Origin of the sequence: Streptomyces sp. NBC_00285 (assembly GCF_036174265.1) — a bacterium.
Classification (GTDB): domain Bacteria; phylum Actinomycetota; class Actinomycetes; order Streptomycetales; family Streptomycetaceae; genus Streptomyces.
On sequence record NZ_CP108055.1, the window covers coordinates 8,263,889 to 8,288,646 of the forward strand.

Consider the following 24,758-nt stretch of genomic DNA (forward strand, 5'->3'; position numbering starts at 1 on the left):
CGCGTGTTCCATGTGTGCCCTCCTAGACAGGCCGTTGCAGCACGGTCAGGCTGCGGTCCACCAGGGTCAGCCGGTCCCCGGCGTCCACCTTCGCCCCGGTGCCCGGCGGTACCCCGTCCGGGCGGGCCGTGTCGACCACGACCTGCCACTGCCGGCCGTGGTCGACCGGCACGACGAAGTCCAGCGTCTTCGGCGATGCGTTGAACATCAGCAGGAACGAGTCGTCGGTGATCCGCTCCCCGCGGGGGCCGGGCTCGGAGATCGCGTTGCCGTTGAGGAAGGCCGTCAGCGCCGAGGCCTGGGCCCGGTCCCAGTCCCGCTGTGTCATCTCCTCGCCCTCGGGGGTGAACCAGGCGATGTCCGACAGATCGTCGTGGGTGCCCTCCACGGGCCGCCCGTGGAAGAACCGCCGGCGCCGGAAGACCGGGTGGTCCTTGCGCAGCCACACCATCGCTCGCGTGAAGTCCAGCAGCTCCGCTCCGAGCCCGGCCCCCTCCTCGGCGCCCTCGGGCCAGTGCACCCAGGCCAGCTCGCTGTCCTGGCAGTAGGCGTTGTTGTTGCCGTGCTGCGTGCGCGCGACCTCGTCGCCGTGGCTGATCATCGGCACGCCCTGGGACAGCATCAGCGTGGCCACGAAGTTGCGCATCTGGCGGGCGCGCAGCTCCAGCACGGCGGGGTCGTCGGTGTCGCCCTCGACCCCGCAGTTCCAGGACCTGTTGTGGCTCTCCCCGTCGCGGTTGTCCTCACCGTTGTCCTGGTTGCGCTTGTCGTTGTAGGAGACCAGGTCGTGCAGGGTGAAACCGTCGTGGCAGGTCACGAAGTTGATCGAGGCGAGCGGGCGCCGCCCGTCGTCCTGGTACAGATCGGACGAACCGGTCAGCCGGGACGCGAACTCGGCGAGCGCCCGGGGCTCGCCCCGCCACAGGTCCCGCACGGTGTCGCGGTACATGCCGTTCCACTCGGTCCACAGCGGCGGGAAGTTGCCCACCTGGTAGCCGCCCTCGCCCACGTCCCACGGCTCGGCGATCAGTTTCACCTGGGAGACCACCGGGTCCTGCTGCACCAGGTCGAAGAACGACGACAGCCGGTCCACCTCGTGGAACTGCCGGGCCAGCGTGGCCGCCAGGTCGAAGCGGAAGCCGTCGACGTGCATCTCGGTGACCCAGTACCGCAGCGAGTCCATGATCAGCTGCAGGACGTGCGGGGACCGCATGAGCAGGGAGTTCCCGGTGCCCGTGGTGTCCATGTAGTACTGCTGGTCGTCGGTCAGGCGGTAGTACTGCGGGTTGTCGAGGCCCTTGAAGGACAGCGTGGGCCCCAGGTGGTTGCCCTCGGCGGTGTGGTTGTAGACGACGTCCAGGATGACCTCGATACCGGCCTCGTGCAGCGCCCTGACCGCCGACTTGAACTCCAGGACCTGCTGGCCGCGGTCGCCCCAGGAGGCGTACGCGTTGTGCGGGGCGAAGAAGCCGATGGTGTTGTAGCCCCAGTAGTTGTTCAGGCCCATGTCGACCAGGCGGTGGTCGTTCACGAACTGGTGGACGGGCATCAGCTCCAGCGTGGTGACGCCGAGCTCCACCAGGTGGTCGATGATCGCCGGATGCGCGAGGGCGGCGTAGGTACCGCGCAGCTCCTCCGGCAGCTCCGGGTGCTGCATGGTGAGGCCCTTGACGTGGGCCTCGTAGATCACCGTCTCGTGGTAGCCGATCCGGGGCCGCCGGTCGTCGCCCCAGTCGAAGTACGGGTTGACCACGACCGACGTCATCATGTGCGGCGCCGAGTCCAGGTCGTTGCGCTTGTCGGGCTCGTCGAAGTGGTAGCCGTACACCTCCTCGCCCCAGCGGATGGAACCGCTGATCGCGCGCGCGTACGGGTCGAGCAGCAGCTTCGCGGAGTTGCAGCGCTGACCCCGCTCGGGTGCGTACGGGCCGTGCACGCGGAAGCCGTAGCGCTGTCCGGGCATCACGCCGGGCAGGTACGCGTGCCGGACGAACGCGTCGCTCTCGCGCAGTTCCACCGCCGTTTCCGAGCCGTCGTCGTGCAGCAGACACAGCTCTACTCGGTCCGCGGTCTCCGAGAAGACCGCGAAGTTGGTGCCGGCGCCGTCGTACGTGGCACCGAGTGGATATGCCTCTCCAGGCCAGACCTGCATGAACCGACTCTTTCAGGTGTCCCGCGCCGCGTGGGGCGCCTTGGCTCCGAGTGTCCACGAAAGTGAGGGAACCACCTATGACTTACGTCCCTCTTACCCATTGACCAGAGCACAGGACGATCACAGGATCGCTCTGTGCCGAAACATCGGGGCAGACACGTACTCCCGGGACAGGCCGGGGAGTGGGGGAAGATGTGCGCAAGATAGTGCACCGCCACCTCGGGAAGGTGGTGGCGGGTGCGGCGATCGCGGTCACCGGGACCGCCGTGATGATCGGGATCACCCTGCCGGGCACGGCGGGGGCCGACGACACCGGCGGCGGCAAGGCTGCGGCGGCGGGACAGTCCGCGGCGCAGGGGGGACAGGGCGCGGACGGGGCCGTCGCGCCGGGGGTCGTCGAATCGGCGCCGGCCGCCGAGGGCGAGAAGGGCAAGGGCCGCGACCCGCTCACGGACGACGAGATCCAGCGGGTCGAGCAGATCGCCGTGAACCGGCAGATGTTCAACGCCAGTGAGGACGTCGAGGGCGAGCGCGGCCCCGAGCGGCTCACCGTCGACCTCGCCGACCCCAAGGTCGACGAACTGGACGACCCGAACGCGCCCCGGCGCGCGGACGTGACGTTCTACGACTACCGGGACGACACCCTCGTCACCCGGACCGTCGACCTCGACAGCGGAAAGGTCGTCGCGACCGGCACCCAGCACGGCGTTCAGCCGCCGCTGAGCGGCGCCGAGTACGCGGAGGCGGCGAGCCTTCTGATCGCCGACCCGCTGGGCGCGGACCTGAAGTCCGACTACAAGGACGCCACCAGCAAGGAACTCGCCTCCCCCGACCAGCTGTTGCTCACCGGCGCGGTGTACCGGGCGGTCCCGGGCGGCCAGCCGGCCGTCCTCGACAAGTGCGGCGAGCACCGCTGCGTGCGGCTGTTCCCGAAGGTGAAGAACGGCCCCTGGATCGACGCCAGGGCCTTCGTGATCGACCTGAGCGCCCGCAAGGTCGCCAAGCTCGGCAGCTGAGCCACCGTCCGTTGGTTCACTTTTCCAACTCGCCCCTTGTGCAAGGGAGTCATTTCTTCATGCGCGTCAAAAGAATCAGTCGTGCCCGCAGGCACGCGGCGCTGGGCCTGTCGGTGGCCGCGCTGGCCGCCGGCGTCACGACGGGTGCGGGACCGGCCGCCGCCCAGCCGAAGGCCGCCGCCGCGGCGGCGGCCGCGGAGTGCAGCACCGCCTACAAGATCGAGAAGAAGCTCGCCAGCGGCACGACCTGGCGGATGTGCTGGCGCTACGACAGCAAGGCCGGGCTCGTCCTGGAGAACATCTCCTACCAGCCCAAGGGCGAGGCCTCGCCGATCAAGGTCCTCAACAGCGCCAGGCTCGGCCAGATCCACGTCCCCTACGACGACGGCAGCGTCGAGTACGACGACCTGACGGGCTTCGGCTTCGCACAGGGCCTGATGAACCTGGACCCGGGCGAGTGTCCCGGCGGCACCATCAAGAGCGTCAAGGTCCCGGACTCCTGGGACCCGGACCACCCGAACGTCAACGGCCTGTGCACCACCACGCGTTCGCGCGGCCACGCCTACCGCATGCAGGGCGACAGCGCGAACAAGGTCTTCCAGGCCCAGGGCAAGGACCTCCTCGTCTACTCGGTCAACCAGGTCGGCTGGTACGAGTACATGACCGAGTGGCGCTTCCAGGACGACGGCACCATCACCATGAACCTCGGCGCGACCGGGAGCCTGTCCTACGAGGACTACGACGCCGGGGACGGCCGCGGCTGGCCCATCGGCAAGGGCTCCCGCGCCCAGGCCACCAGCCACAGCCACAACGCCTTCTGGCGCCTGGACTTCGCCCTGGACGGTTCCTCCAAGAACCGGGTCGAGCAGTACGACTCGACGGTCACCGCGGCCGCGCAGGGCCAGCAGACCGCGACCGTCAAGACGACCCGCACCCCGGTCACCAAGGAACTCGCGGGCGACGCCAAGAGCTACCGCTGGTGGCGCATGGTCAGCGCGGTCGGCAAGAACAAGGACTGGCACCCGCGGTCGTACGAGATCGTCCCCGGTCCGAGCACCAAGTACCCGGGCCGCAGCTTCACCAAGCACGACGTGTACTTCACCGAGTACAACCCGTGCGAGCAGTTCGCCAGCAACAACACCGGCAACTGCGGTACCGCGGCGGGCAAGTCCGTCGACAAGTGGGTCAACGGCCAGACCCTCACGCACCCGGTGGTCTGGATGAATGTGGGATTCCACCACATCGCCCGCGACGAGGACCAGCAGCCCATGCCGGTCCACTGGCAGGGATTCTCCATCGCCCCCCGGGACGTCACAGCTATGAATCCGCTCACTCCCGCCGAGCTCGCCGGGCAGAACGGACACTGGGAGCCCGGTAGTTGAGATTGACCCTGTCCATCCGGCTGCACCGCCGACCGCTCCCGGAGTACCCTTCCTTGATCGTTGGGTGGGGGCGAACCCCCGGGAGTGCTCGGGGGAGCGGAAGGCGGTGCACGGGTGGGCTCCGGAGGGCTGGAGTTGCCCCCTGGTGACGAGGGTCACGAGGGGAACTCCGCAGACGTCCCGCCCGGCACGGTGTCCCTGGCACGGCCGATGGACGCGGGAGCGACCATCGGGCCGGAGCTGGACTGGGACGCCGACGCCTGGCGCGAGGTGCGTACACGCGCACAGCGGGCAGGCCGGGCCTACATCTGGCTGAACCTCGTCGAACAGCGGCTGCGGGCCGTCGTGGCCGCTGTTCTGCGGCCCATCTACCAACCCGTCCACGGCCACGACGACTGGGTGGTCGCCGCCGCCGGACCCGCCGGACAGGAGTGGGTCCAGCGCGCGGTCGCCGTACGCGAAGTCAGCCGTCGCAAGGGCTACTTGCTCGACCCCGCCGACGACAACGTCCTCAGCTTCCTCACCCTGCCGCAGCTGCGCGAGCTGATGGTGCAGCACTGGCCGTGCTTCGAGCCCTACTTCGACGAGCGCCGGGACGTCGAACTGGCCCTGGACGAGCTGGAAGTCACCCGCAACGTCGTCTCCCGCAACCGGGCCCTGTCGGAGGCGGTCCTCGGCCAGGCCGAGCGCGCCTCGGCCAAGCTCCTGGAGATACTCGGCGCCGGCGGCGACGTGCCGTCCGCCCGCAGGCTGCCCGTCGACGCGGTCGAGGACCTGGTCGGCGACCGGTACGCCGACGTGGTCGCCGTCCACCCCGACCGGGTGCGGCTGCTGCGGCAGTTCCCCGCCGAGGACATCTTCCGCGACGCCCGCCGCCTCGACGCCGTCGGCATCGGCCTCAACCTCCTGGTGCAGAACTTCTCCGGCCGGCGTCTGGTCCGGCTGGCCGAGACCGGCTGCCGGGTGCGGCTGCTGTTCCTGAACCCGGCGTCCAGCGCGGTCAAGCGGCGCGAGCGTGAACTGGGTATGAAGCGCGGCGAGTTGAGTCGTGCCGTGGAGATGAACATCCTGCACATGCGCCGGGTGCGGTCGAGGCTGCGCGACCCCGGCGCCTTCGAGATCCAGGTCTACGACGACACCCCGCGCTTCACGGCCTACCTCGTGGACGGCGACGGATCGGACGGCATCGCGGTCGTGCAGTCCTACCTGCGCAGGTCCCGGGGCATGGAGGCGCCGGTCCTGGTCCTGCGCAACGGACACCGGGTGGTCAAGCCCGGCGACGTGGACGACAGCGGCCTCTTCCCGACCTACCGCGAGGAGTTCGAGACGAACTGGGTGGATTCGCGTCCGGTGTCCTGAAGTGTTCCGGTGTGTCTGTCTCCCGAAGTGCCGGGAGCGGTAAGCGGAACGCGGTCCTCTGATTGTCAGTGGCCCATGGGAAGGTGGAGACCACTGGGGGAAAGCACCACCAAGAAGGGGGACCGCCCATGGGCTGGCACCGAGAGCTGCTGATCGGCTTCGACCTGGAGACCACCGGCACCGATCCGCTCGAGGCGCGCATCGTCACGGGAGCCGTGATCGAGGTCAGGGACGGGCAGCCCGCCGGGCGCCGGGAGTGGCTGGCCGACCCGGGCGTGGAGATCCCGGCGGACGCGGTCGCGGTGCACGGCATCAGCAACGAGCGGGTGACCGCCGAGGGCCGCCCCGCCGACCAGGTCGCCGAATCCATCGCGGACGTCCTCGCCGACTACTGGAAGACGGGCGTCCCCGTCGTCGCGTACAACGCCGCGTTCGACCTGAGCCTGCTCTCCGCCGAGCTGCGCCGCTACGGCCTGCCGTCCCTGCGCGAGCGCCTGGGCGGCCTCGACCCCGCCCCGGTCATCGACCCGTACACCATCGACCGCTCGGTGGACCGCTACCGCCGCGGCAAGCGCAACCTCGAAGCGGTCTGCACGGAGTACGGCGTCCCGCTCGACGCCGCCCACGACGCGTCGGCCGACGCCCTCGCCGCGGCGCGGCTGGCCTGCGCGATAGCCGACCGCCACCCCAAGGTCGCCGCCCTCGGCCCGGCGGACCTGCACCGCCGCCAGATCGAGTGGTACGCGCAGTGGGCGGCGGACTTCCAGAGCTTCCTGCGCCGCAAGGGCGACGCGACGGCGGTGGTCGACGGCACCTGGCCGCTGCGCGAGCCGGCCGACCACACGGTGTGAGCGGGGGCGGCGCCACCCGCGCCTCGGTGAGCCGCTCGTGGTGGGCGCCCGAGGCGCGCGGCGACCGGCCGGGGCGGGCTGCGGTGAAGTGCTGCCGGGGCTGTGCCAGCACGCCCGGATCGGCGACGAGCGGGGAGATCAGACGGCCGTAGGTGTCGTGGCCGGGGATCTGGGGTCCTCTTCGGTGGAGTGAACCTCGTGGCGGCGCAGGGTGGTTGTGCGGTGGGCTCGCTCCACTGACTGCCCCCAGTAGGTGCCGGTGACCATCATGACCGCGCCGAGTCCGGTCAGCGCGGTGAAGTGCTCGCCGCCCAGCACGACTCCCACCGCGGCGGCCCAGATCGGCTCGGTGCCCAGCAGCAGGCTGGCCCGGCTGGCCGAGGTGCGCTGCACCGCCCAGGTCTGGGCGAGGAAGGCGAACACGCTGCAGAACAGGGCGAGATACAGCAGCTGCGTCCAGGTGGCGGCGTCCGCGCGGGCCAGGGTCGGCAGATCACGCCCGGCCGGGACGAGGAACAGTGCCGTGCCGACGAGGGTCTGCAGGGTCGTGAGGTGCAGTGGCCGTACCGCCCGGCCCGAGGTGAGCCGGCCGACCAGGGCCACATGGCCCGCCCGCACGACCGCCGCGCCGAGCATGAGCAGATCTCCGAGCCGGGGCGCGTGAAAGCCGCTGCCCGCCATCAGGACCCCGACGGCCAGGACGCACAGCCCGGCGGCGGCGTAGAAGACGGCCGGCAGACCGCCCGCGTGACCGGTGCGGTCGAGAAGGGGGGTGAGGACGATGGTCAGGCTGATGATGAGCCCCGCGTTGGCGGCGCTGGTGTGGGCGACGCCGTAGGTCTCCACGAGCAGGACGGCGGCCTGGGTGAGGCCCAGGGGGATGCCGGCGCGCACTTCGGCCCGCGTCCACCGGCGCGGGCTTCGCCCGCGGGAGGCGACGACACCCAGACAGGCGACCGCGGACAGGGCGTAGCGGGCGAAGAGAACCAGCAGGACGGGGAGGGCGGACGTCGCCGTCTGGGCGGAGAGATAACTCGATCCCCAGACGATCGCGACCAGCAGGAGTACCGAGTCGGTACGGCGGGCGTCGGACACCCGCCCACCCTGCACCCCTCCGTCTCTGAAGCCCAGAGCGAGTTTCTTAAGCGATCTTTCAGTACTCCTACACTGTTGTGATGGACGAGAGACAGCTGCGGATCCTGCGGGAGCTGGGCGAACTGGGCAGCGTCACCGCGGTCGCCGAGGCACTGTTGGTGACTCCGTCGGCGATCTCACAGCAGTTGCGGCTGCTCCAGCGTTCGGCCGAGGTGCCGCTGACCGAGCGCGACGGTCGCCGGCTGGTGCTCACGGACGCCGGGCAGGCCCTCGCGGACGCGGCCATCGAGGTGGAGACGGCGCTGGCGCGCGCCCGACACACGGTCGAGGAGTTCGTGGACCGGCCCGACGCCGAGGTCTCGGTGGCGGCCTTCCACAGCGCCGGCGCGGCCTTCTTCCCGCTTCTGCTGCGCGCCCTCGCCGGACCCGGCACCCCGGTTCCGAGACTCGCCGACGAGGACGTCCCCCAGGAGGACTTCCCCCGCCTCACCCGCGAGTACGACCTCGTCCTGGCCCACCGCCTCGACCACGCCCCGCCCTGGCCGCGCACGGTCACGGTGACCACGCTGCTGCACGAACCCCTGGACGTGGCGATGCCCGCCGACCACCCCCTGGCCGCCAAACGCCGGGTGACCCCGCATGACGTGGCCGGCGAGCCATGGATCACCGTCCACGACGGCTTCCCGGTCATGGCCACCATCGAGGCGATCGCCGCCGCATCGGGTCACCGCCTCCATCTGGCCCACCGCATCAACGAGTTCGCGGTGGCGGCGGAGGCGGTGGCAGCGGGGGGAGGCCTGGCACTGATGCCCCGCTGGACGACGCGGCGGCATCCGGCCCTGGCACTGAGACCCCTGAGCGGCGTTCAGGCGAGACGGCACATCGACGCCCTGTACCGCCCGGAGAGGACGGCGAGAAGGGCGGTCCGCACGGTTCTGACAGAACTGAGGAGGGCAGCACGAAAGGTCCAGGGGTGACAGGACCCGCCAGGGGCACGGGGAGCGCCGGTCAGAACGGATACCACCGCACCATCTCGTCGCCGTCCCGCAAAGACGCCACCCGCCGCTCGAACTCGGCCAGCGCCTCGGGATTCGACGGCGCATGCTGAGCGACCCACGCACAGCTCGCCGTCTCCCGAGCCCCCCGAAGCACCGAGCAGCCCTCCCACTCCCGTACATCCCACCCGTAAGCGGCGGTGAACGAGTCATAGGCCTCGGGCGGCAGACCGTAACGGTCACGGGACAGGGCCATCACCACCAGATCGTGCTCACGCAGGTCGGCGGAGAAGGTCTCCAGGTCGACAAGGACAGGCCCGTCCGGTCCCACGTGGACATTGCGGGGAAGGGCGTCACCGTGAATCGGCCCCGGCACCAGACGAGGTGAAACCGCGGCCGCGGCCGCCGCGAACCCGTCCCGACGCTCGCGGAGGTACGCCGCGTCAGCGGAGTCGATCGCCTCGCCCGCGAGCCGCAGCCACCGTTCGACCCCGCCCAGCAGCTCACGGGGAGGCAGGTCGAAGGAGGGGGACGGCAGCGCGTGCACCACCCGCAGCAGTTCGGCCAAATCCGCCGGACCGGCGGGCCGTACCTGATCGGGGAGCCGGTGCCACACCGTCACCGGATGCCCCTCGACCAGCCGGGCCTTCGGTTCGGCCGCCCGGACCGCCGGCACCCCCGCCTCGGCCAGCCACCCCGCGATGTCGAGTTCGCGACGGGCTCGGTCGAGGAGTTCGGCGTCGCGCCCCACCTTGACGACCAGGTCACCGGCGGCGAACACGGCGTTCTCTCCCAGGGCGAGCAGCCGCGCCGACCCCGGCAGCACCTCGGCCGCGGCCAGTACGTCCCGTGCCCGTGCCTCGTCCATCGTCCGGCCTCCCGGTCCCGACATGCCGCGCATGCCTGTGCATCGCCACCGCGAAACGGCGTCGAGTTCGCGCCATCCTCCCGGCCAGTCTCGCATTTCCACAGGTGGACCGGTGTGCGCGCTGCCTTGACGGTGCATACGCCCTTCACGACCATGACGGGGGCCCAGGCCGGGGCCGGACCGTCACGAGCCGTGCGAAGGAGCCCGTTACTTGACCTTGGTGACCGCGACGAAGCGGCCGGCGCAGGGCCCACCGCGCGCAGAGGGGAAGCGGCCCTCCGAGCGCGGGGCCTGGTTCCTGGTGCTGCCCGCGCTGATCCCGATCCTGGTGCTGAGCGTGGGGCCCCTGCTGTACGGGATCCTGCTGTCCTTCACCGACGCCCAGTCGGGCCGCACGCAGGCCACGCGGTGGATCGGGGGACTGAACTTCCAGGACCTGCTGCACGACACGCTGTTCTGGGAGTCGTTCCGGATCGGCCTGGTGTGGGCGGTCGGTGTGACCGTCCCGCAGTTCCTGCTGGCGCTCGGCCTCGCACTGCTCCTGGACCAGGACCTCAAGCTGCGCTGGCTCGCCCGTGCCCTCGCGATCATCCCGTGGGCCATGCCCGAGGTCGTCGTCGGTGTGATGTGGCGGCTCGTCTACAACCCGGATGCCGGTGTCCTCAACGAGACCCTCCGCGGCCTCGGCCTCGGTGACGGCCGCGACTGGCTCAGCGGCCTGTCCACCGCCCTGCCCGCCGTGATCGTCGTCGGCGTCTGGGCGGGGATGCCCCAGACCACGGTCACCCTGCTCGCCGGTCTCCAGAACACCCCGCGTGAACTCCACGAGGCGGCCGCGATGGACGGTGCGGGCGCCTGGCGCCGCTTCCGCACGGTCACCTGGCCCGCGCTCAGACCGGTGGCCCTCACGATCACCGCGCTCAACTTCATCTGGAACTTCAACTCGTTCGCCCTGGTCTACGTGCTGACCAGCGGCGGACCGGGAGGCCGCACCCGTCTGCCCATGCTCTTCGCCTACGAAGAGGCCTTCCGCTACGGCCAGTTCGGCTATGCGGCCGCGATGGGCTGTGTGATGGTCGCCGTCGTCTCCGTCCTCCTCGCCCTCTTCCTCGTCGGCCGCCTCAAGGGAGGTGACGACGCATGAGGACCAGCACCACCGGTCGCGTCGGCCAGTACGCCGCGCTGCTCGCGTACCTCGTCTTCCTTGCCTTCCCCTTCCTCTGGCTGCTCTCCACCGCCTTCAAGTCCCCGCGCGAGCTGGGCAGTCTGCACCCCACCTGGATCCCCCGGGACCCCACCCTCGACAACTTCCGCCAGGCCTTCGACGAGCAGCCCCTGCTGCGCGCCGCAGGCAACTCCCTGCTCGCCGCGCTCGCCGCCGCCGTGATCGCCGTACTGATCGCCACCCCCCTCGCCTACGTCATGGCCCGCCACCGCACCCGGCTCGCGAAGGCCGCCACCGGCTGGGTGGTGGTCAGCCAGGCCTTCCCGATCGTCCTGGTGATCATCCCGCTGTTCCTGGTGCTGAAGAACCTGCGGCTGATCAACTCCCTGACGGGCCTGGTGATGGTGTACGTCGTGTGGGCGCTGCCGTTCGCGCTGTGGATGCTCGTCGGATACGTGCGTGCCGTGCCGACGGAGCTGGAGGAGGCGGCGGCCGTCGACGGGGCCGGGCGTCTGCGGACCCTGGTGTCGGTGACGGCACCGCTGCTCGCGCCGGGGCTCGTGGCGACGGGACTGTTCGCGTTCATCACCGCGTGGAACGAGTTCTTCTTCGCGCTGGTCCTGCTGAAGACGCCGGAGAAACAGACCCTGCCGGTCGTCCTCACCCACTTCATCGGTGCGGAGGGTGTCGCCGACCTCGGCCCGCTCGCGGCGGCCGCGTTCCTCGCCACCCTGCCCTCACTGATCATCTTCGCGATCATCCAACGACGTATCACGGGCGGCATGTTGACCGGGGCGGTGAAGAGCTGATGCGTGCACGGTGGATCGTCGTCCTGATGCTGCTCCTCGCGGGCTGCACCAGCGGCACGACGTCCGGGGACGGCCCCGTCACCCTCCGCTTCCAGTCCCTGGCCTGGCAGGAGGAGTCCGTCGCGGCCAACAGGGAACTGGTGAAGGAGTGGAACGCCGACCACCCCGACATCAAGGTCGAGTACGTCCAGGGGAGTTGGGACAGTGTCCACGACCAGCTGCTCACCTCCTTCGAGGGCGGCGAGGCGCCGGACATCATCCACGACGCCTCCGACGACCTCGCGGACTTCGCCTACGGTGGCTACCTCGCGGATCTCAGGGACCTGCTGCCCGAGCGGCTCATGTCGGACATCCCGCAGCGGAGTTGGGACACGACCACCTTCGACGGCGGCGTCTACGGTGTGCCCTTCCTCCAGGAGCCCCGCGTCCTGATCGCCAACGCCGACTGGCTGAAGAAGTCCCGCGTACGGATTCCCACCCCCGAACACCCCTGGAGCTGGGCCGAGTTCCAGCGGATCACCGACCGGCTCAGCGGCGGCGGCAAGTACGGCGTGGCCTGGCCGCTGAAGGAACCCGTCTCCGCGACCCTCAACCTGTCCCTGTCGGCGGGGGGACAGCTCTTCCACCGGGGCGCCGACGGCAAGGTCGCCATCCGGTTCGGGAAGGCCGACGAGACCGTGCCGCGCACGATCCACGATCAGGCGAACACCGACCACAGCGCCTCACCCACCACGCTCGGCAGCGGCGGTTCCGACACCCTGCCCGGTTTCTTCGGCGGCAGGTACGCGATGGTCCCGCTGGGCTTCTCCTACCGCCAGCAGATCGCGCAGCAGGCCCCCAAAGGCTTCAGGTGGCAGGTGCTGCCCGCCCCGGCGGGTGCCGACGGACTCACTCAGGGCGTCAGCCCGCAGACCCTGTCCGTCGCCGAGGACAGCCCGCACAAGAAGGAGGCCGCCGCGTTCGTCGACTTCCTGCTCCAGCCGAAGAACATGGTCCAGCTGGCCCTCGGGGACTGGATGCTGCCCACCGGCACGAAGGCGCTCGGCGATCCCGCCCTGCACACCGCGAAGGACGGCTGGGCGACCGGCACCGCCCTCGCCTCCCACCTCCGGTCGGCGCCGGCGCAGTCCGTGCGCGGTTACCCCGAGTGGAAGGACAAGGTCGCCACTCCCGCCTTCCAGGAGTACTACAGCGGCGCCATCGGTCTCGCCGACCTGCGCAAACGACTTGAAGAGGACGGGAACCTGGTGCTCGCCCGCTATCAGCGCTGAGAACCCGTCGCCCGGGCGGGACCCACCCCTGTCGCAAGGTCCCGCCCGTTCCCCGCGCCCCGGAGTGCCTCCGACGCATTCAGGTTGTACGAGACGTCTCGTCTCGCATAGCCTCCTCGCCATGACCACTCGCTCGCACATCGCCATGTTCTCCGTCGCCGCCCACGGCCATGTGAACCCCAGCCTGGAAGTGATCCGCGAGCTCGTGGCGCGGGGGCACCGGGTCACGTACGCCATCCCGCCGCTGTTCGCCGGGACGGTCGCCGGGACCGGGGCCGAGGTGAAGCTCTGGAACTCGACGCTTCCCGGGCCCGACGACGACCCGGCGGCCTGGGGCACCGAACTGCTCGACCACGTCGAGCTCTTCCTCGCCGACGCGATCCAGGCGCTCCCGCAATTGGCCGAGGCGTACGACGGTGACGAGCCGGATCTCGTCCTGCACGACATCACCGCCTACCCCGCCCGCGTCCTTGCCCACCGCTGGGGCGTACCGGCGATCTCCCTCTCGCCGAACCTCGTCGCCTGGGAGGGTTACGAGGAGGAGGTCGCCGAACCGATGTGGGCCGAGCCGAAGCGGACCGAACGGGGACAGGCCTACTACGCGCGCTTCCAGGGCTGGCTGGCGGAGAACGGCGTCGCCCTGCACCCGGATCCCTTCGCCGGCCGCCCCGACCGCTCCCTCGTCCTGATCCCGAAGGTGCTCCAGCCGAACGCCGACCGGGTCGACGAGAGCGTGTACACCTTCGTCGGCGCCTGCCAGGGCGACCGTGGTGCGCAGGGGGACTGGCAGCGGCCGGTCACCGCGGAGAAGGTGGCCCTCGTCTCCCTCGGCTCCTCCTTCACCAGGCAGCCGGGTTTCTACCGGGAGTGCGTCAAGGCGTTCGGTGACCTGCCGGGCTGGCATCTCGTGCTCCAGATCGGCAAGCACATCGACCCTGCCGAACTGGGTGCCGTACCGGACAACGTCGAAGTGCGGTCCTGGGTACCGCAGTTGGCCATCCTCAGGCAGGCCGACCTGTTCGTCACGCACGCCGGCGCGGGCGGCAGCCAGGAGGGACTGGCGACCGCCACACCGATGATCGCCGTACCGCAGGCCGTGGACCAGTTCGGGAACGCGGACATGCTCCGGTCCCTCGGAGTGGCCCGCCGGATCGACACCGAGGAGGCGACCGCCGAAGCACTGAGGGCAGCCGCCCTCGAACTCGTCGACGACCCCGACGTCGCCCGGAAACTCAAGGAGGTCCAGGCGGTGATGGCCCAGGAGGGCGGCACCCGCAGGGCGGCCGACCTCATCGAGGCGGCGCTGCCCGCATGAGTGAGGGCCCGTTGGCTCCCCGGTGGCCAACGGGCCCTCAGTACAAGGGGGTTCAGACCTTCACGCGCTCACCCTCGTCGTCCCGCGCCACGGGCAACGCCACGGCGTCCGCGGCCTCGTCGTGGGTGAGGTCCGGCAGCCGGTTCAGCCACTTGGGCAGGTACCAGTTGCGCTCGCCGAGCAGTGCCATCACCGCCGGGAGCAGTACACCCCGGATGATCGTCGCGTCGATGAGCACCGCGGCCGCGAGACCCACGCCCATCTGCTTCATGGACTGCATGGACAGCGTCCCGAAGATCGCGAACACGGCGACCATGATGACGGCGGCGCTGGTGACGACACCGGCCGTGGTGACCACGCCGTGCTGGATCGCGTCCTTCGTGCTGCGGCCCCGCAGATGTGCCTCACGGATCCGCGAGACGACGAACACGTGGTAGTCCATCGACAGGCCGAACAGGATCACGAAGAGGAACAGCGGCAGCCAGGTGATGATGGCGCCGACGCCCTCCGCGCCCACCAGGGACGCGCCCCAGCCGTGCTGGAAGACGGCGACGAGGATGCCGTAAGCGGCGCCCACCGACAGCAGGTTGAGCACGATCGAGGTGATCGCGATCGTCAGCGAGCGGAACGACAGCAGCATCAGCCCGAACGCGAAGACCACGACGAACGCGAAGACCGGCACGACCGCTCCGGCCAACTGGTCGTTGAAGTCCTTGGAACCGGCCACCTCTCCGGTGATCGGCGCCTCGACGCCGTCGACCTTGCCGAGCGTGGCCGGCCGCACCTCGTCGCGCAGCTTGTCCAGGCTCGCGCCCGCCTTGTCGAGGTCGGAGCCGCCCACCAGCGGGACGTACACGAACGCGAGGTTCTGCGCGTCGTGCAGCTTGATCTCGACCGGGCCGCGCGAGGCGCCCGAGGAGATCGCCTTCGCCTTGAAGTCGGCCAGCGCGCCGGTGACTTCGGGGGAGTTGATGTCGGCGGCCTTCACGACCACCTCGGCCGGCGCGGAGCCGCCGGGGAAGGCGTCGTTGACCCGGTTGTAGGTCCCCACGATGGGCAGCGAGTCGCCGAACTGCTGGTCCAGGGTGAGGTTCTGGGTCTTCATGCCGAGGGCGGGCGCCGCGATGGCGAGCAGCGCACCGGCCGCGACCACGACCGAGAGCACGGGCTTCGCGAGGACGCCCTTGAGCACGGCGGTCCAGAACCGGCTCTCCTGGTTGCCACGCCGCTTGCGGCGCAGCCGGCTCTCGGGGTGCAGATAGGGGATCTTGCCCTTCTCGACCCGCTCGCCCAGCAGCGAGAGCAGCGCGGGCAGCACGGTGATGGAGCCGATCATCGCGACCGCCACGACCATCAGCGAGGCCAGGCCCATCGCCTCGAACTCGGCGAGCCCGGTGAACAGCATGCCCGCCATCGCCACGCACACCGTGACACCCGAGACGATGATCGCGCGGCCACTGGTGGCGGCGGCGATCCGCAGAGCGGTCTGCGGATCCCGCCCGGCCTGCCGCTCCTCACGCTCGCGGCGCAGATAGAACAAGCAGTAGTCGACCCCGACGGCCAGACCGACCAGCAGCATCACGGAGTTGGCGGTGTCGCTCATCGGCATGACATGGCTGACGATGCCCATCAGACCCATCGTCGCCATGATCGCGGTGACGGCGAGCAGCACCGGCAGCAGGGCCGCGACCGCGGCACCGAAGGCGATGAGCAGGATGCCGAGGGCCACCGGCACCGCGGAGAGCTCGGCCTTCTCGAAGTCGTCCCCGAACGCGTCGGCGAACGTCTTCATCATGCTGGCGCCGCCGATCTCCTCGATCCGCAGCGACTCGTGCTCCTTCTGCACCCCTTCGACGGCCTTCAGTACCGGATCCACCCGGTCGCCCGCGGTGTCCGCCTCGCCGCGCATGTCGAACTGCACGAGCGCGCTGCGGCCGTCCTTGGAGATCGTGCCCGTGTCGTACGGCGAGGTCACGTCGGTGACCTTTCCGGTGCCCTCGACCGCCTTCACGACCGCGGTGACGGCGGCCCTGAAGTCGGCGTCGGTCGCCTTGCCGCCCGCGTCCTTGGACTGGATCAGCACCGTCTCACTGGCGGGCTCGTCGATCCCGGCGTCCTCGATGATCTTCGCGGCGGTGTGGGTCTCCCCCTTCAGCTGGTCGCTGTCCTTGACGTCGACCCGGCCCGCCGCCGAGCCGATTCCCATCGCCAGGACGACGAACAGCACCCAGATGCCGACGGCAGCCCATCGGTGCCGCGCGCTCCAGCCGCCGGCCCGGGCGGCCAGGCCCCGCACCCGTGTATCTCCGTTCGCCATGATGGGCTTGCCCCCTCGTGAGCGGTGACAGCCCCCTGCCGTCACCTTTCGTTACGAAGGTATGGCGCGGATAAACGCGTCTCGTCGTGCTGTCCGGTGAGGTGTGGGGGCCGCGGGCTACTCCCAAGGGACCGCGTGCCCTCCACACTGGGGAGGACCATGACCCTTACATCTAACGGACCTTCTGCGGGGAGGCGGTCGGGGTCCGCGCCGGAGCCGACCTAGGGTGTGCGGATGACGACGACCTATGCGGCGCTGCTGCGCGGAATCAACGTCGGTGGCAACAGGAAGGTCCCCATGGCCGACCTGCGGGCGCTGATGGAAGGCCTCGGACACGGCGGTGTACGCAGCTACCTCCAGAGCGGCCAGGCGGTGTTCACCAGCGACCACGGCGACGAGGAGTCTCTGACCGCCGAGCTCGCGGAGGCGATCGAGGAGCGGTTCGGCTTCGCGGTCGACGTGATCGTCCGCGACCACGCCTATCTGAAGGCGATCGCCGAGGACTGCCCGTTTCCGGCCGCCGAGCTGGAGGGCAAACAGCTCCACGTCACCTACTTCTCGGCACCCGTCGACGCGGACCGCTTCGCGGAGATCGACCAAGCCGCCTATCTGCCCGAGGAGTTCAGCCTCGGCGACCGCGCCCTGTACCTGTACGCCCCGAACGGCCTCGGCCGCTCCAAGCTCGCCGAACACCTGGCCAAGCCGCGGCTGACCAAGGGCCTGATCGCCACGAGCCGCAACTGGAACACCGTCGTCAAGCTGGTGGAGATGACCGGTGGCTGACCATGGCTCGGCCGTCGAGTCCGTCGCGGCCGCCGTGGAAGGGGAGTTGAGGCTGCTCGACCCTGAAGTGCGGGCCTCGCCCGAGCTGGTGGGCGCGCTGCTGCACCCGGAGTTCCATGAGTTCGGTGCGTCGGGCAGGCGCTGGGACCGGTCGTCGGTCATCGTCGCCCTCGCGGAGGCCGCGGAGGCGGGAGCCGCACCGATCCGGGCGTCCGGCATGAGGGGGGTCGAGCTCGCTCCCGGTCTGGTCCATCTCACCTTCGACACCGAGCACAACGGCAGCCGCGCACACCGCAGTTCGCTGTGGCGGCTCACGCGGACCGGGTGGCTGCTCTACTTCCACCAGGCGACGCCCTTCGCAGAATGACCTGCCGTACGCCGCCATAGGTGGTGTACGAGGTCACCGCGTCCGGCACGGTCAGGCGAGGGTGCGCGTACAGCCGCCGCAGGTCCGCCTCGTCGTCCGCCCGGGCGACGGCGTCGGCCAGCGCCAGATCCTCCCCGGTGAGGGAGGCGTCGTCGAGGATCTCGGGACCCCAGCCGTCCCACGGCAGGACCTCGACGCCGTTCAGGGCGGCCAGGTCGTGCAGGACGGCGAACCGGACGTACCAAAGGCCCCTGATCCGGTCGAGCCAACTGACGCCGAACGTCGCAGGATCGGCACGTCCCTCGCGGCAGGCCCGCCAGGCGTCCCCCGCCACCAGGAACCGGTTACGCGGCACATCCAGCGGATCGAAGTCCAGGTCGTACCCCGGGTGCAGCACCTGCGGGTCGGCCAGCCGCCAACTCCCGTCCGGCAGCCGGTACTCGGTGACCCAGTGATCCTCGTGGAAGCCGTCGAGGAAGTATGTGGCGAAGCCTCCGCGCACCCGTGCCGGGGTGCCCGTCGCCCGCAGCAGCGAGACATGCAGCAGGGCGAAATCCCGGCACGTCCCGACGAACCGCTCGCCGTACGCCCGGGGTTCGGTGAGCGGCCGGTCCGAGCGCTCGCGCAGGATCCGCAGGAGTTCGCTGACGTACCGCGACTCGGCGTCGTGGTGCAGCCGTTGCCGCGGGATCTCGTGCCGCAGACGCTCGCCCTCCCCGCGGTGGATGATCAACCCCCGTACGAGACGGGCGAGTTCACCGGGATCACGCGGCAACCCGCTGATGTCCGGGTCCCCAGGGTCGCTGTACGGAGTGTGCTTCAGGTGGCTGTCCATGCCGAGGACCCTCGACCCTGCCCCAGGGACAAGGTCAACACCGCTGTGCGAAGCTCGTCCCATGCGCTACGTCATCATCGGGGCAGGAGCGGTCGGCGGGGCCGTCGGCGGGCGGCTCGCGGGGGCCGGACACGAGGTCGTGCTGGTCGCGCGCGGCGCTCACCACGCGGCGCTGCGGGACGGCGGACTGCGACTGCGGGTGCCGGACGGCGCGTTCACGTACCGGCTGCCGGTCGTGGACGGACCGGCCGGGCTCGGCGTACTGCGCGCCGACGACGTGCTCGTCCTCGCCGTGAAGACCCAGGACACGGAGAGCGCCCTGGACACCTGGGGACCGGCACCGGTCGAGGGCGGCGGCACGGCGGCCGGGCGACTGCCGCTGCTGTGCGCGCAGAACGGCGTGGAGGGACAGCGGATCGCCCTGCGCCGCTTCCGGCACGTGTACGGCGTCTGCGTCTGGCTGCCGGCGACCTTCGTGGAACCCGGGGCCGTATCCGCCGCGGGCAGTCCGCTCACCGGCATCCTCCACCTGGGCGTCCACCCGCACGGCACGGACGAGACCGCCCGGCGGATCGCCGCCGACCTGGAGAAGGCGCCGTTCGAGGCGCCGGTCGTGCCGGACCTCTCGCGCTGGCAGTACGCCAAGCTGCTGTCCAACCTCGCCAACGCCGTCGAAGCTGTCACCGGCCCGGTCGAGGGCGAGGAGGCGCTGACGTTCGTCGACCGGGTACGGGCCGAGGGCGCGGCCGTCCTCGACGCCGCCGGGATCGCCTACGCGAGCGCCGACGAACAGCGGGCCGTACGCGGCCACAAGGTCGACCTCGTGCCGCTGGACGGCACCCCGCGCGGTGGCGGCTCCTCCTGGCAGTCCCTCACCCGCAACACTGGCACCATCGAGGCCGACTACCTCAACGGCGAGATCGTGCTGCTGGGCCGCCTGCACGGTGTCCCGACGCCCCTGAACGAACTGCTCCAGCACCTGGCCAACACCTTCGCCCGAGAGCGCAGGGCGGCCGGGTCGATGCCCTGGGCGGAACTCGCACGGCTGGCCGACGTGGCCTGCGGCGCGGGCTGAGGCCTCAGGGCCCTACGCGCTCACCGACAACAGCACCCGCGCCGACGCGGAGTCGTACCGGCGCAGCACCACACGCGCCACCTCAGGAGCCGCCCCCAGCACCTCGGCCAGGACATCCGCCTCGGCCGCGCCCCGTGCGATGCGGTCGGGCAGGAAGCCGGGCGCCAGGACGTACGGCGCGACCGCGACCCTCGCACAGCCCAGGTCCCGCAGTTCCCGCACCGCGTCCTCGGTGCGGGGCAGAGCCGCGGAGGCGAACGCAGGCCGCACGGCGCACCAACCGGTGTGCCGCCACTCCCGCGCGATGTCAGCGATCACTGCGATCGCCTCCGGGTCGGTGGACCCCGCCGAGGCCAGCACGACCCCGGTCGAGGCCTTGTCGGCGGGCGTCAACCCCGCCTCGTACAAACGCCGTTCGAGCGCGGAGAGCAGCAGCGGGGACGGGCCGAGCACCTCCGCCTGCCGGATCCGCAGCTGTGGCGGCGCGTCCCGCAGCACCGCGGGGATGTCGGCCTTGGCGTGGAACGCACGCGTCAACAGCAGCGGAAGCGCGACGACATCACGCACGCCCTCCGCCGCCAGCGACTCCAACACGCCCTGAACCGAAGGGATGTTGAAGTCCAGGAAGCCCGTCTCCACCCGCACACCGGGGCGCAGCGAGCGCACCCGGCGTACGAGGGCCTGCACCGTCGCGGCATGCCGCGGGTCGCGGCTGCCGTGGGCGATGACCAGGAGAACGGGCTTCATGGGACTCAGCTCTTCACCAGCAGCCCGCGGCTGCGCAGCACCCACCGCTCCAGCGGGCTGAAGATCAGCAGGTCGATCGCGATACCGACGAACAGGATGAGAAGGATGGCCTCGAAGACCATGGCCATGTCGCTGTTGGTGCGGCCGTTCTCCAGCAGTTGACCGAGACCCACGCCCAGGTCGGGGAACTGGGCGATGATCTCCGCGGCCATCAGCGAGCGCCAGGAGAACGCCCAACCCTGCTTGAGACCCGCGACATAACCGGGCAACGAGGCGGGCAGGGTGACGTGCCAGATGCCCTGGATGCCCGTAGCCCCCATCGTGCGGCCGGCCCGCAGGAACAACGGGGGGATCTGGTCGACACCGGACACCAGGCCGTTGGCGATGGACGGAACCGCGCCGAGCAGGATCACCGCGTACATCATGGAGTTGTTCAGACCCAGCCAGATCACGGCCGGCGGCACCCACGCCACCGACGGCAGAGACTGCAGGCCGGACAGGATCGGTCCGATGGCTGCCCGGATGAACTTCACCCGGGCCACGATCAGACCCAGGGGAGTGCCGATGAGCAGCGCGAAGAAGAAGCCGAGCAGGCCGCGCGAGACGCTCGTCCAGATGTAGCCGAGCAGGTCGCCCTGGAGCCAGGCGTCCTTGAACGTCGCGCCCACGGCGGCCGGCGAAGGCAGCTTGGACGGGTCGTCGACGACCGGGTACAGCAGCGCCCAGACCACGAGGACCACCGCGAGCGCGATGACCGGGGGCAGAACCTTGTTGACGAGGGTCTGGCGGAGGGTGGGGCGACCGGTGGCGTGGGTCTCCAGTGCGTCGAGGCCTGCCTCCACGCTCCCGGCGTCCTGGACCGGTGTCGTGTCAGTGCTGGCCATGACGGCGGATCTCCCCACGCAGTTCTTCGGTGATCTCACGGGCCAGTTCGGCCACGGGTGCGTCCTCGATGCGGCGCGGCTGCGGGATGTCGACCGTCCACTCGCGCGCGATCCGACCGGGGCGGGAGGACAGCAGGATCACGCGCTGCGCGAGCCGGACCGCCTCGCGCACATTGTGGGTGACGAACAGGACGGAGAGCCCGGTCTCCTCCCAGATCCGGGTGATCTCGTCGTGCAGCACGTCCCGCGTGATGGCGTCGAGCGCCGCGAACGGCTCGTCCATCAGCAGCAGGTTGCTCTCCTGGGCCAGCGCGCGGGCCAGTGCCACCCGCTGCCGCATACCGCCCGACAGCTCGTGGACGCGCTTGCCGTACGCGCCCTTCAGCCTCACCAGTTCGAGCAGTTCCTCGGCCTTCGCGCGCCGATCGGGCTTGAGAACTCCCCTGAGTTTCAGGGCGAGTTCGATGTTCTTGCCGGCGGTCAGCCACGGGAAGAGGGCGTGCTCCTGGAACATCAGGGCGGGGCGGCCCTCGGTCGTGATGGAGCCGGCGGTCGGTCCGTCGAGCCCCGCCACCAGGTTCAGCAGCGTGGACTTGCCGCAGCCCGAAGCTCCCAGGAGGGTGACGAACTCGCCCGGCGCGACATCGATGCTGATGTCGTCCAGGACGAGCTGCTGCCCACCCGGTCCCGCGAAGGACTTGGAGACGTGCTCGATGCGGGCGGCGTACTCGACGGACTCGTCGGCCTTGGCGAGCGTTGTGGTCGTAGCCATGGTCGTCACCTCCTGGGAACTCATCGGGGACCGGGGTCAGCTGGTGCCGAGACCGGCGGCGTCGACCGTGGACTCACCGTCGGCCTTGAGGACCTTGTTGAGGATCGTGAGGTCGTAGATTCCGCTCAGGTCCGGCTTCTTCAGCAGACCGGCCTTGACCGCGTGCTCCGCCTCGGTGTTGAGCGTGGCGGCCAGCGGGTCGTTGGTGAACTGGATCGACTTCCACGCCGGGTCCAGGACCGCGGGCTTGAGCGCCTTGCCGGAGTCCGCCTCAAGCTGCTTGTTCGCCGCCGCCTTCGCCGCGTCCGGGTTGGCGTTGATCCACTTGTTGGCCTCCACCGACGCCTTCAGGACGGCCTCGACCGCCTTCGGGTGCTCCTTGAGGAAGTCCTGCCGCACGATGATGTTCGTGATCACGAACTTCTTGTCGGGCCACAGCGACGCCTCGTCGAGCAGCACCTTGCCGCCCTCCGCGACCAGCTTGGACGCGGTCGGCTCCGGCACCCAGGCGCCGTCGATGGAGCCGGCCTTGTAGGCGTCCGGCGTGATCTTGTTGTCGGTGCGGACGACGGTGACGTCACCCTTGCCGCTCTGCGCGTCGACCTTCCAGCCCTGGTCGGCGATCCAGTTGAGGAACGCCACGTCCTGAGTGTTGCCCAGCTGCGGCGTCGCGATCTTCTTGCCCTTGATGTCCTTGAGGGACTTGATCTTGTCCGGGTTGACGACCAGCTTCACACCGCCGGACGCCGAACCGCCGATGATCTTCAGGCTCTTGCCGCCGGACTTGACGTAACCGTTGATCGACGGAGAGGGGCCGATCCAGCCGATGTCGATCGACTTGGAGTTGAGCGCCTCGATCTCGGACGGTCCCGCGTTGAAGGTCGCGTACGACGCCTTGGTGGCGCCCAGCTCCTTCTGGAAGAAGCCCTTGTTGACGCCCACGAGCGCGGTGCCGTGGGTCAGGTTGCCGAAGTAGCCGATCTTGACGGAGTCGAGACCGTCGATCTTCTTGGCCCCGGCGGCGACCTTGGCGGAGCTGTCGTCCTTGGCGTCGGAGCCGTAACCGCACGCGGCGAGGGTCAGCAGAGGGAGCGCGGCGATGACCGCGAGGGCGCGGCGAAGAGCGGATGAAGCAGGCACGGGAGGTGTTCCTCTCGGAGGCCCGGCGGTCACGGTCTCTCAGGTCGTGGCCGGGAGGTCGGCAGGTCTGCGTCTACGGCTGTGGGGGGACAGGGCGCGCAAGCGGTGCGCGTACGTCAGCGCACACATCGCGCCACCCCGCCCTGCCCGCTGCCGAGCGCGCCGCTGCCTACGCGGCCGCCCTCCTTCGCGAACGTGGAGTAGTAGTCGGTGGAGTTCATGTCAGAAGTCCCACCCGTCGTCCTCGGACTCGTCCTTGACGGGCTCCGGGGACGCGAACGACTCGCCGACCATGCCCGCGGTGAGCGTGGTGCCGTCGTTCGGGTCGATCAGGATGAACGAGCCGGTGCGGCGCGAGTCGGAGTAGGAGTCGACGGGCAGCGGCTCCGCGGCACGGATCTTCACGCGGCCGATGTCGTTGGCGACGAGCTGTCCCGGGTGCGGGTGCAGGGACAGGTCGTCGAGCGTGAGACGGGACGGGATGTCCTTGACGATCGCCTTGACCGTGCGGGTGCCGTGCTTGAGCAGCACCCGGTGGCCGACGGTCAGCGGGGCGTCCGCGACGTGGCACACCGTGGCCTCGATGTCCTGGGTGGTCGGCGGCGCGTCCTTGCTGGGCACGAGCAGGTCGCCGCGCGAGATGTCGATGTCGTCCTCCAGGAGGATCGTCACCGACTGCGTGGTCCAGGCGACGTCGACCGGCTTGCCGAGCAGGTCGATGCCGGCGATCTTCGTGGAACGGCCCGAGGGCAGCACGGTGATCTGCTCGCCGACGTGGAAGGAACCGGCGGCGATCTGGCCCGCGTAACCCCGGTAGTCGGGGTGCTCGGCGGACTGCGGGCGGATCACGTACTGCACGGGAAGGCGCGCGTGGCAGTGGCTCAGGTCATGGGTGACCGGGACCGTCTCCAGGTGCTCCAGCACGGTCGGGCCGCCGTACCAGTCCATGTTGGCGGAGGGCTCCACCACGTTGTCACCGGCGAGCGCGGAGATCGGGATCGCGGTGACCTCCGGGACGCCCAGTTCGAGGGCGTACGCCGTGAACTCCTCGGCGATCGCCGCGAAGACGGGCTCCTGGTAGTCGACCAGGTCCATCTTGTTGACGGCGAGGACCACATGCGGCACCCGCAGCAGCGCAGCGAGAGCCGCGTGCCGGCGGGTCTGCTCCACGACCCCGTTGCGGGCGTCGATCAGGATCACCGTCAGCTCGGCCGTCGAGGCACCCGTCACCATGTTGCGGGTGTACTGCACATGGCCGGGGGTGTCGGCGAGGATGAACCGGCGCCGGGGCGTGGCGAAGTAGCGGTAGGCGACGTCGATGGTGATGCCCTGCTCGCGCTCGGCGCGCAGCCCGTCGGTGAGAAGGGCCAGGTCGGGGGTCTCCTGGCCCCGCGACGCCGACGCCCGCTCGACCGCTTCCAACTGGTCGGTGAGGATCGACTTGGAGTCGTGCAGCAGGCGGCCCACGAGGGTCGACTTGCCGTCGTCGACGGAGCCGGCGGTGGCGAACCGCAGGAGGGTGGTCTCCGTGAGGCCGAGTTCCGTGGTGGTGGTGCTCAT

The 24,758-nt window shown here is 70.2% G+C and carries 21 protein-coding genes and 1 pseudogene; 12 read left to right on the forward strand and 10 right to left on the reverse strand.

Annotated elements, in window-relative coordinates; genetic code table 11:
* Positions 1-22: 22 nt before the first annotated feature.
* Positions 23-2,152 carry a glycogen debranching protein GlgX gene (gene glgX / locus OHT57_RS37930; protein WP_328751300.1) on the reverse strand — a complete coding sequence of 710 codons (2,130 nt, stop codon included), beginning with the start codon at positions 2,150-2,152 and terminating at the stop codon, positions 23-25.
* Positions 2,153-2,346: 194 nt separating this feature from the next.
* Here glgX and OHT57_RS37935 point away from each other — a divergent pair, with 194 nt between their 5' ends.
* From OHT57_RS37935 to OHT57_RS37950, 4 genes are all read left to right on the forward strand, one after another.
* Complete coding sequence (locus tag OHT57_RS37935) at positions 2,347-3,168, forward strand: Tat pathway signal sequence domain protein (protein WP_328751301.1); 822 nt, start codon at positions 2,347-2,349, stop codon at positions 3,166-3,168.
* 59 nt (positions 3,169-3,227) lie between these two features.
* On the forward strand, positions 3,228-4,550 hold the full coding sequence (locus OHT57_RS37940; RefSeq protein ID WP_328751302.1) for a copper amine oxidase: 1,323 nt from the start codon (positions 3,228-3,230) through the stop codon (positions 4,548-4,550).
* 114 nt (positions 4,551-4,664) lie between these two features.
* Positions 4,665-5,909: an SAV2148 family HEPN domain-containing protein gene (locus tag OHT57_RS37945; protein WP_328751303.1), complete on the forward strand. Its 1,245-nt coding sequence runs from the start codon at positions 4,665-4,667 to the stop codon at positions 5,907-5,909.
* A gap of 128 nt (positions 5,910-6,037) precedes the next feature.
* Entirely contained in the window at positions 6,038-6,760 is a 723-nt protein-coding gene (locus OHT57_RS37950; protein ID WP_328751304.1) for a 3'-5' exonuclease, read from the forward strand.
* A 138-nt stretch (positions 6,761-6,898) separates the two neighbouring features.
* Here the strand turns inward: OHT57_RS37950 and OHT57_RS37955 are convergent, their stop codons facing one another.
* Entirely contained in the window at positions 6,899-7,855 is a 957-nt protein-coding gene (locus OHT57_RS37955) for a DMT family transporter (RefSeq protein WP_328751305.1), read from the reverse strand.
* 80 nt (positions 7,856-7,935) lie between these two features.
* On the opposite strand from OHT57_RS37955, the gene OHT57_RS37960 reads away from it, so the two are divergent.
* A complete protein-coding gene (locus tag OHT57_RS37960; RefSeq protein ID WP_328751306.1) occupies positions 7,936-8,832 on the forward strand; it encodes a LysR family transcriptional regulator in 897 nt (298 codons plus the stop codon).
* A 31-nt stretch (positions 8,833-8,863) separates the two neighbouring features.
* On the opposite strand, the gene OHT57_RS37965 is transcribed toward OHT57_RS37960, so the two are convergent.
* Complete coding sequence (locus OHT57_RS37965; RefSeq protein ID WP_328751307.1) at positions 8,864-9,718, reverse strand: phosphotransferase enzyme family protein; 855 nt, start codon at positions 9,716-9,718, stop codon at positions 8,864-8,866.
* A gap of 211 nt (positions 9,719-9,929) precedes the next feature.
* On the opposite strand from OHT57_RS37965, the gene OHT57_RS37970 reads away from it, so the two are divergent.
* The 4 genes and pseudogenes from OHT57_RS37970 (at position 9,930) to mgt (ending at position 14,278) form a co-directional block, all read left to right on the forward strand.
* On the forward strand, positions 9,930-10,862 hold the full coding sequence (locus OHT57_RS37970) for a carbohydrate ABC transporter permease (RefSeq protein WP_328751308.1): 933 nt from the start codon (positions 9,930-9,932) through the stop codon (positions 10,860-10,862).
* Entirely contained in the window at positions 10,859-11,692 is an 834-nt protein-coding gene (locus OHT57_RS37975; RefSeq protein ID WP_328751309.1) for a carbohydrate ABC transporter permease, read from the forward strand. Before OHT57_RS37970 ends, OHT57_RS37975 begins: the two co-directional genes overlap by 4 nt.
* Positions 11,692-12,963: an ABC transporter substrate-binding protein gene (locus OHT57_RS37980; protein ID WP_328751310.1), complete on the forward strand. Its 1,272-nt coding sequence runs from the start codon at positions 11,692-11,694 to the stop codon at positions 12,961-12,963. The genes OHT57_RS37975 and OHT57_RS37980 overlap by 1 nt, the downstream gene beginning before the upstream one ends.
* A gap of 84 nt (positions 12,964-13,047) precedes the next feature.
* Positions 13,048-14,278, forward strand: a pseudogene (gene mgt, locus OHT57_RS37985) (macrolide-inactivating glycosyltransferase).
* 52 nt (positions 14,279-14,330) lie between these two features.
* On the opposite strand, the gene OHT57_RS37990 reads toward mgt, so the two are convergent.
* A complete protein-coding gene (locus OHT57_RS37990) occupies positions 14,331-16,595 on the reverse strand; it encodes an MMPL family transporter (RefSeq protein WP_328751311.1) in 2,265 nt (754 codons plus the stop codon).
* Between the two features lie 234 nt (positions 16,596-16,829).
* Here OHT57_RS37990 and OHT57_RS37995 point away from each other — a divergent pair, with 234 nt between their 5' ends.
* Together OHT57_RS37995 and OHT57_RS38000 are read left to right on the forward strand one after the other, a co-directional pair.
* A complete protein-coding gene (locus OHT57_RS37995; RefSeq protein ID WP_328751312.1) occupies positions 16,830-17,378 on the forward strand; it encodes a DUF1697 domain-containing protein in 549 nt (182 codons plus the stop codon).
* Positions 17,371-17,745: a nuclear transport factor 2 family protein gene (locus OHT57_RS38000; protein ID WP_328751313.1), complete on the forward strand. Its 375-nt coding sequence runs from the start codon at positions 17,371-17,373 to the stop codon at positions 17,743-17,745. The genes OHT57_RS37995 and OHT57_RS38000 overlap by 8 nt, the downstream gene beginning before the upstream one ends.
* Here the strand turns inward: OHT57_RS38000 and OHT57_RS38005 are convergent.
* Positions 17,690-18,580 (reverse strand): transglutaminase-like domain-containing protein, encoded by an 891-nt coding sequence (locus OHT57_RS38005; RefSeq protein WP_328751314.1) that lies wholly within the window; start codon positions 18,578-18,580, stop codon positions 17,690-17,692. The two genes, OHT57_RS38000 and OHT57_RS38005, sit on opposite strands and share 56 nt — an antisense overlap.
* Positions 18,581-18,641: 61 nt before the next feature.
* Here OHT57_RS38005 and OHT57_RS38010 point away from each other — a divergent pair, with 61 nt between their 5' ends.
* Positions 18,642-19,655 carry a ketopantoate reductase family protein gene (locus tag OHT57_RS38010; RefSeq protein ID WP_328751315.1) on the forward strand — a complete coding sequence of 338 codons (1,014 nt, stop codon included), beginning with the start codon at positions 18,642-18,644 and terminating at the stop codon, positions 19,653-19,655.
* Between the two features lie 12 nt (positions 19,656-19,667).
* On the opposite strand, the gene OHT57_RS38015 is transcribed toward OHT57_RS38010, so the two are convergent.
* The 5 genes from OHT57_RS38015 to OHT57_RS38035 all read right to left on the reverse strand — a co-directional run bounded on the left by OHT57_RS38015 (position 19,668) and on the right by OHT57_RS38035 (position 24,758).
* Positions 19,668-20,402: a sirohydrochlorin chelatase gene (locus tag OHT57_RS38015; RefSeq protein WP_328751316.1), complete on the reverse strand. Its 735-nt coding sequence runs from the start codon at positions 20,400-20,402 to the stop codon at positions 19,668-19,670.
* A 5-nt stretch (positions 20,403-20,407) separates the two neighbouring features.
* Positions 20,408-21,286, reverse strand: coding sequence for an ABC transporter permease (locus tag OHT57_RS38020; RefSeq protein WP_328751318.1), 879 nt, complete (start codon positions 21,284-21,286; stop codon positions 20,408-20,410).
* Positions 21,273-22,082, reverse strand: coding sequence for an ABC transporter ATP-binding protein (locus OHT57_RS38025; protein ID WP_328751319.1), 810 nt, complete (start codon positions 22,080-22,082; stop codon positions 21,273-21,275). Before OHT57_RS38025 ends, OHT57_RS38020 begins: the two co-directional genes overlap by 14 nt.
* A 12-nt stretch (positions 22,083-22,094) precedes the next feature.
* On the reverse strand, positions 22,095-23,198 hold the full coding sequence (locus OHT57_RS38030; protein ID WP_328751320.1) for an ABC transporter substrate-binding protein: 1,104 nt from the start codon (positions 23,196-23,198) through the stop codon (positions 22,095-22,097).
* Positions 23,199-23,420: 222 nt separating this feature from the next.
* Positions 23,421-24,758 (reverse strand): sulfate adenylyltransferase subunit 1, encoded by a 1,338-nt coding sequence (locus tag OHT57_RS38035; RefSeq protein ID WP_328751321.1) that lies wholly within the window; start codon positions 24,756-24,758, stop codon positions 23,421-23,423.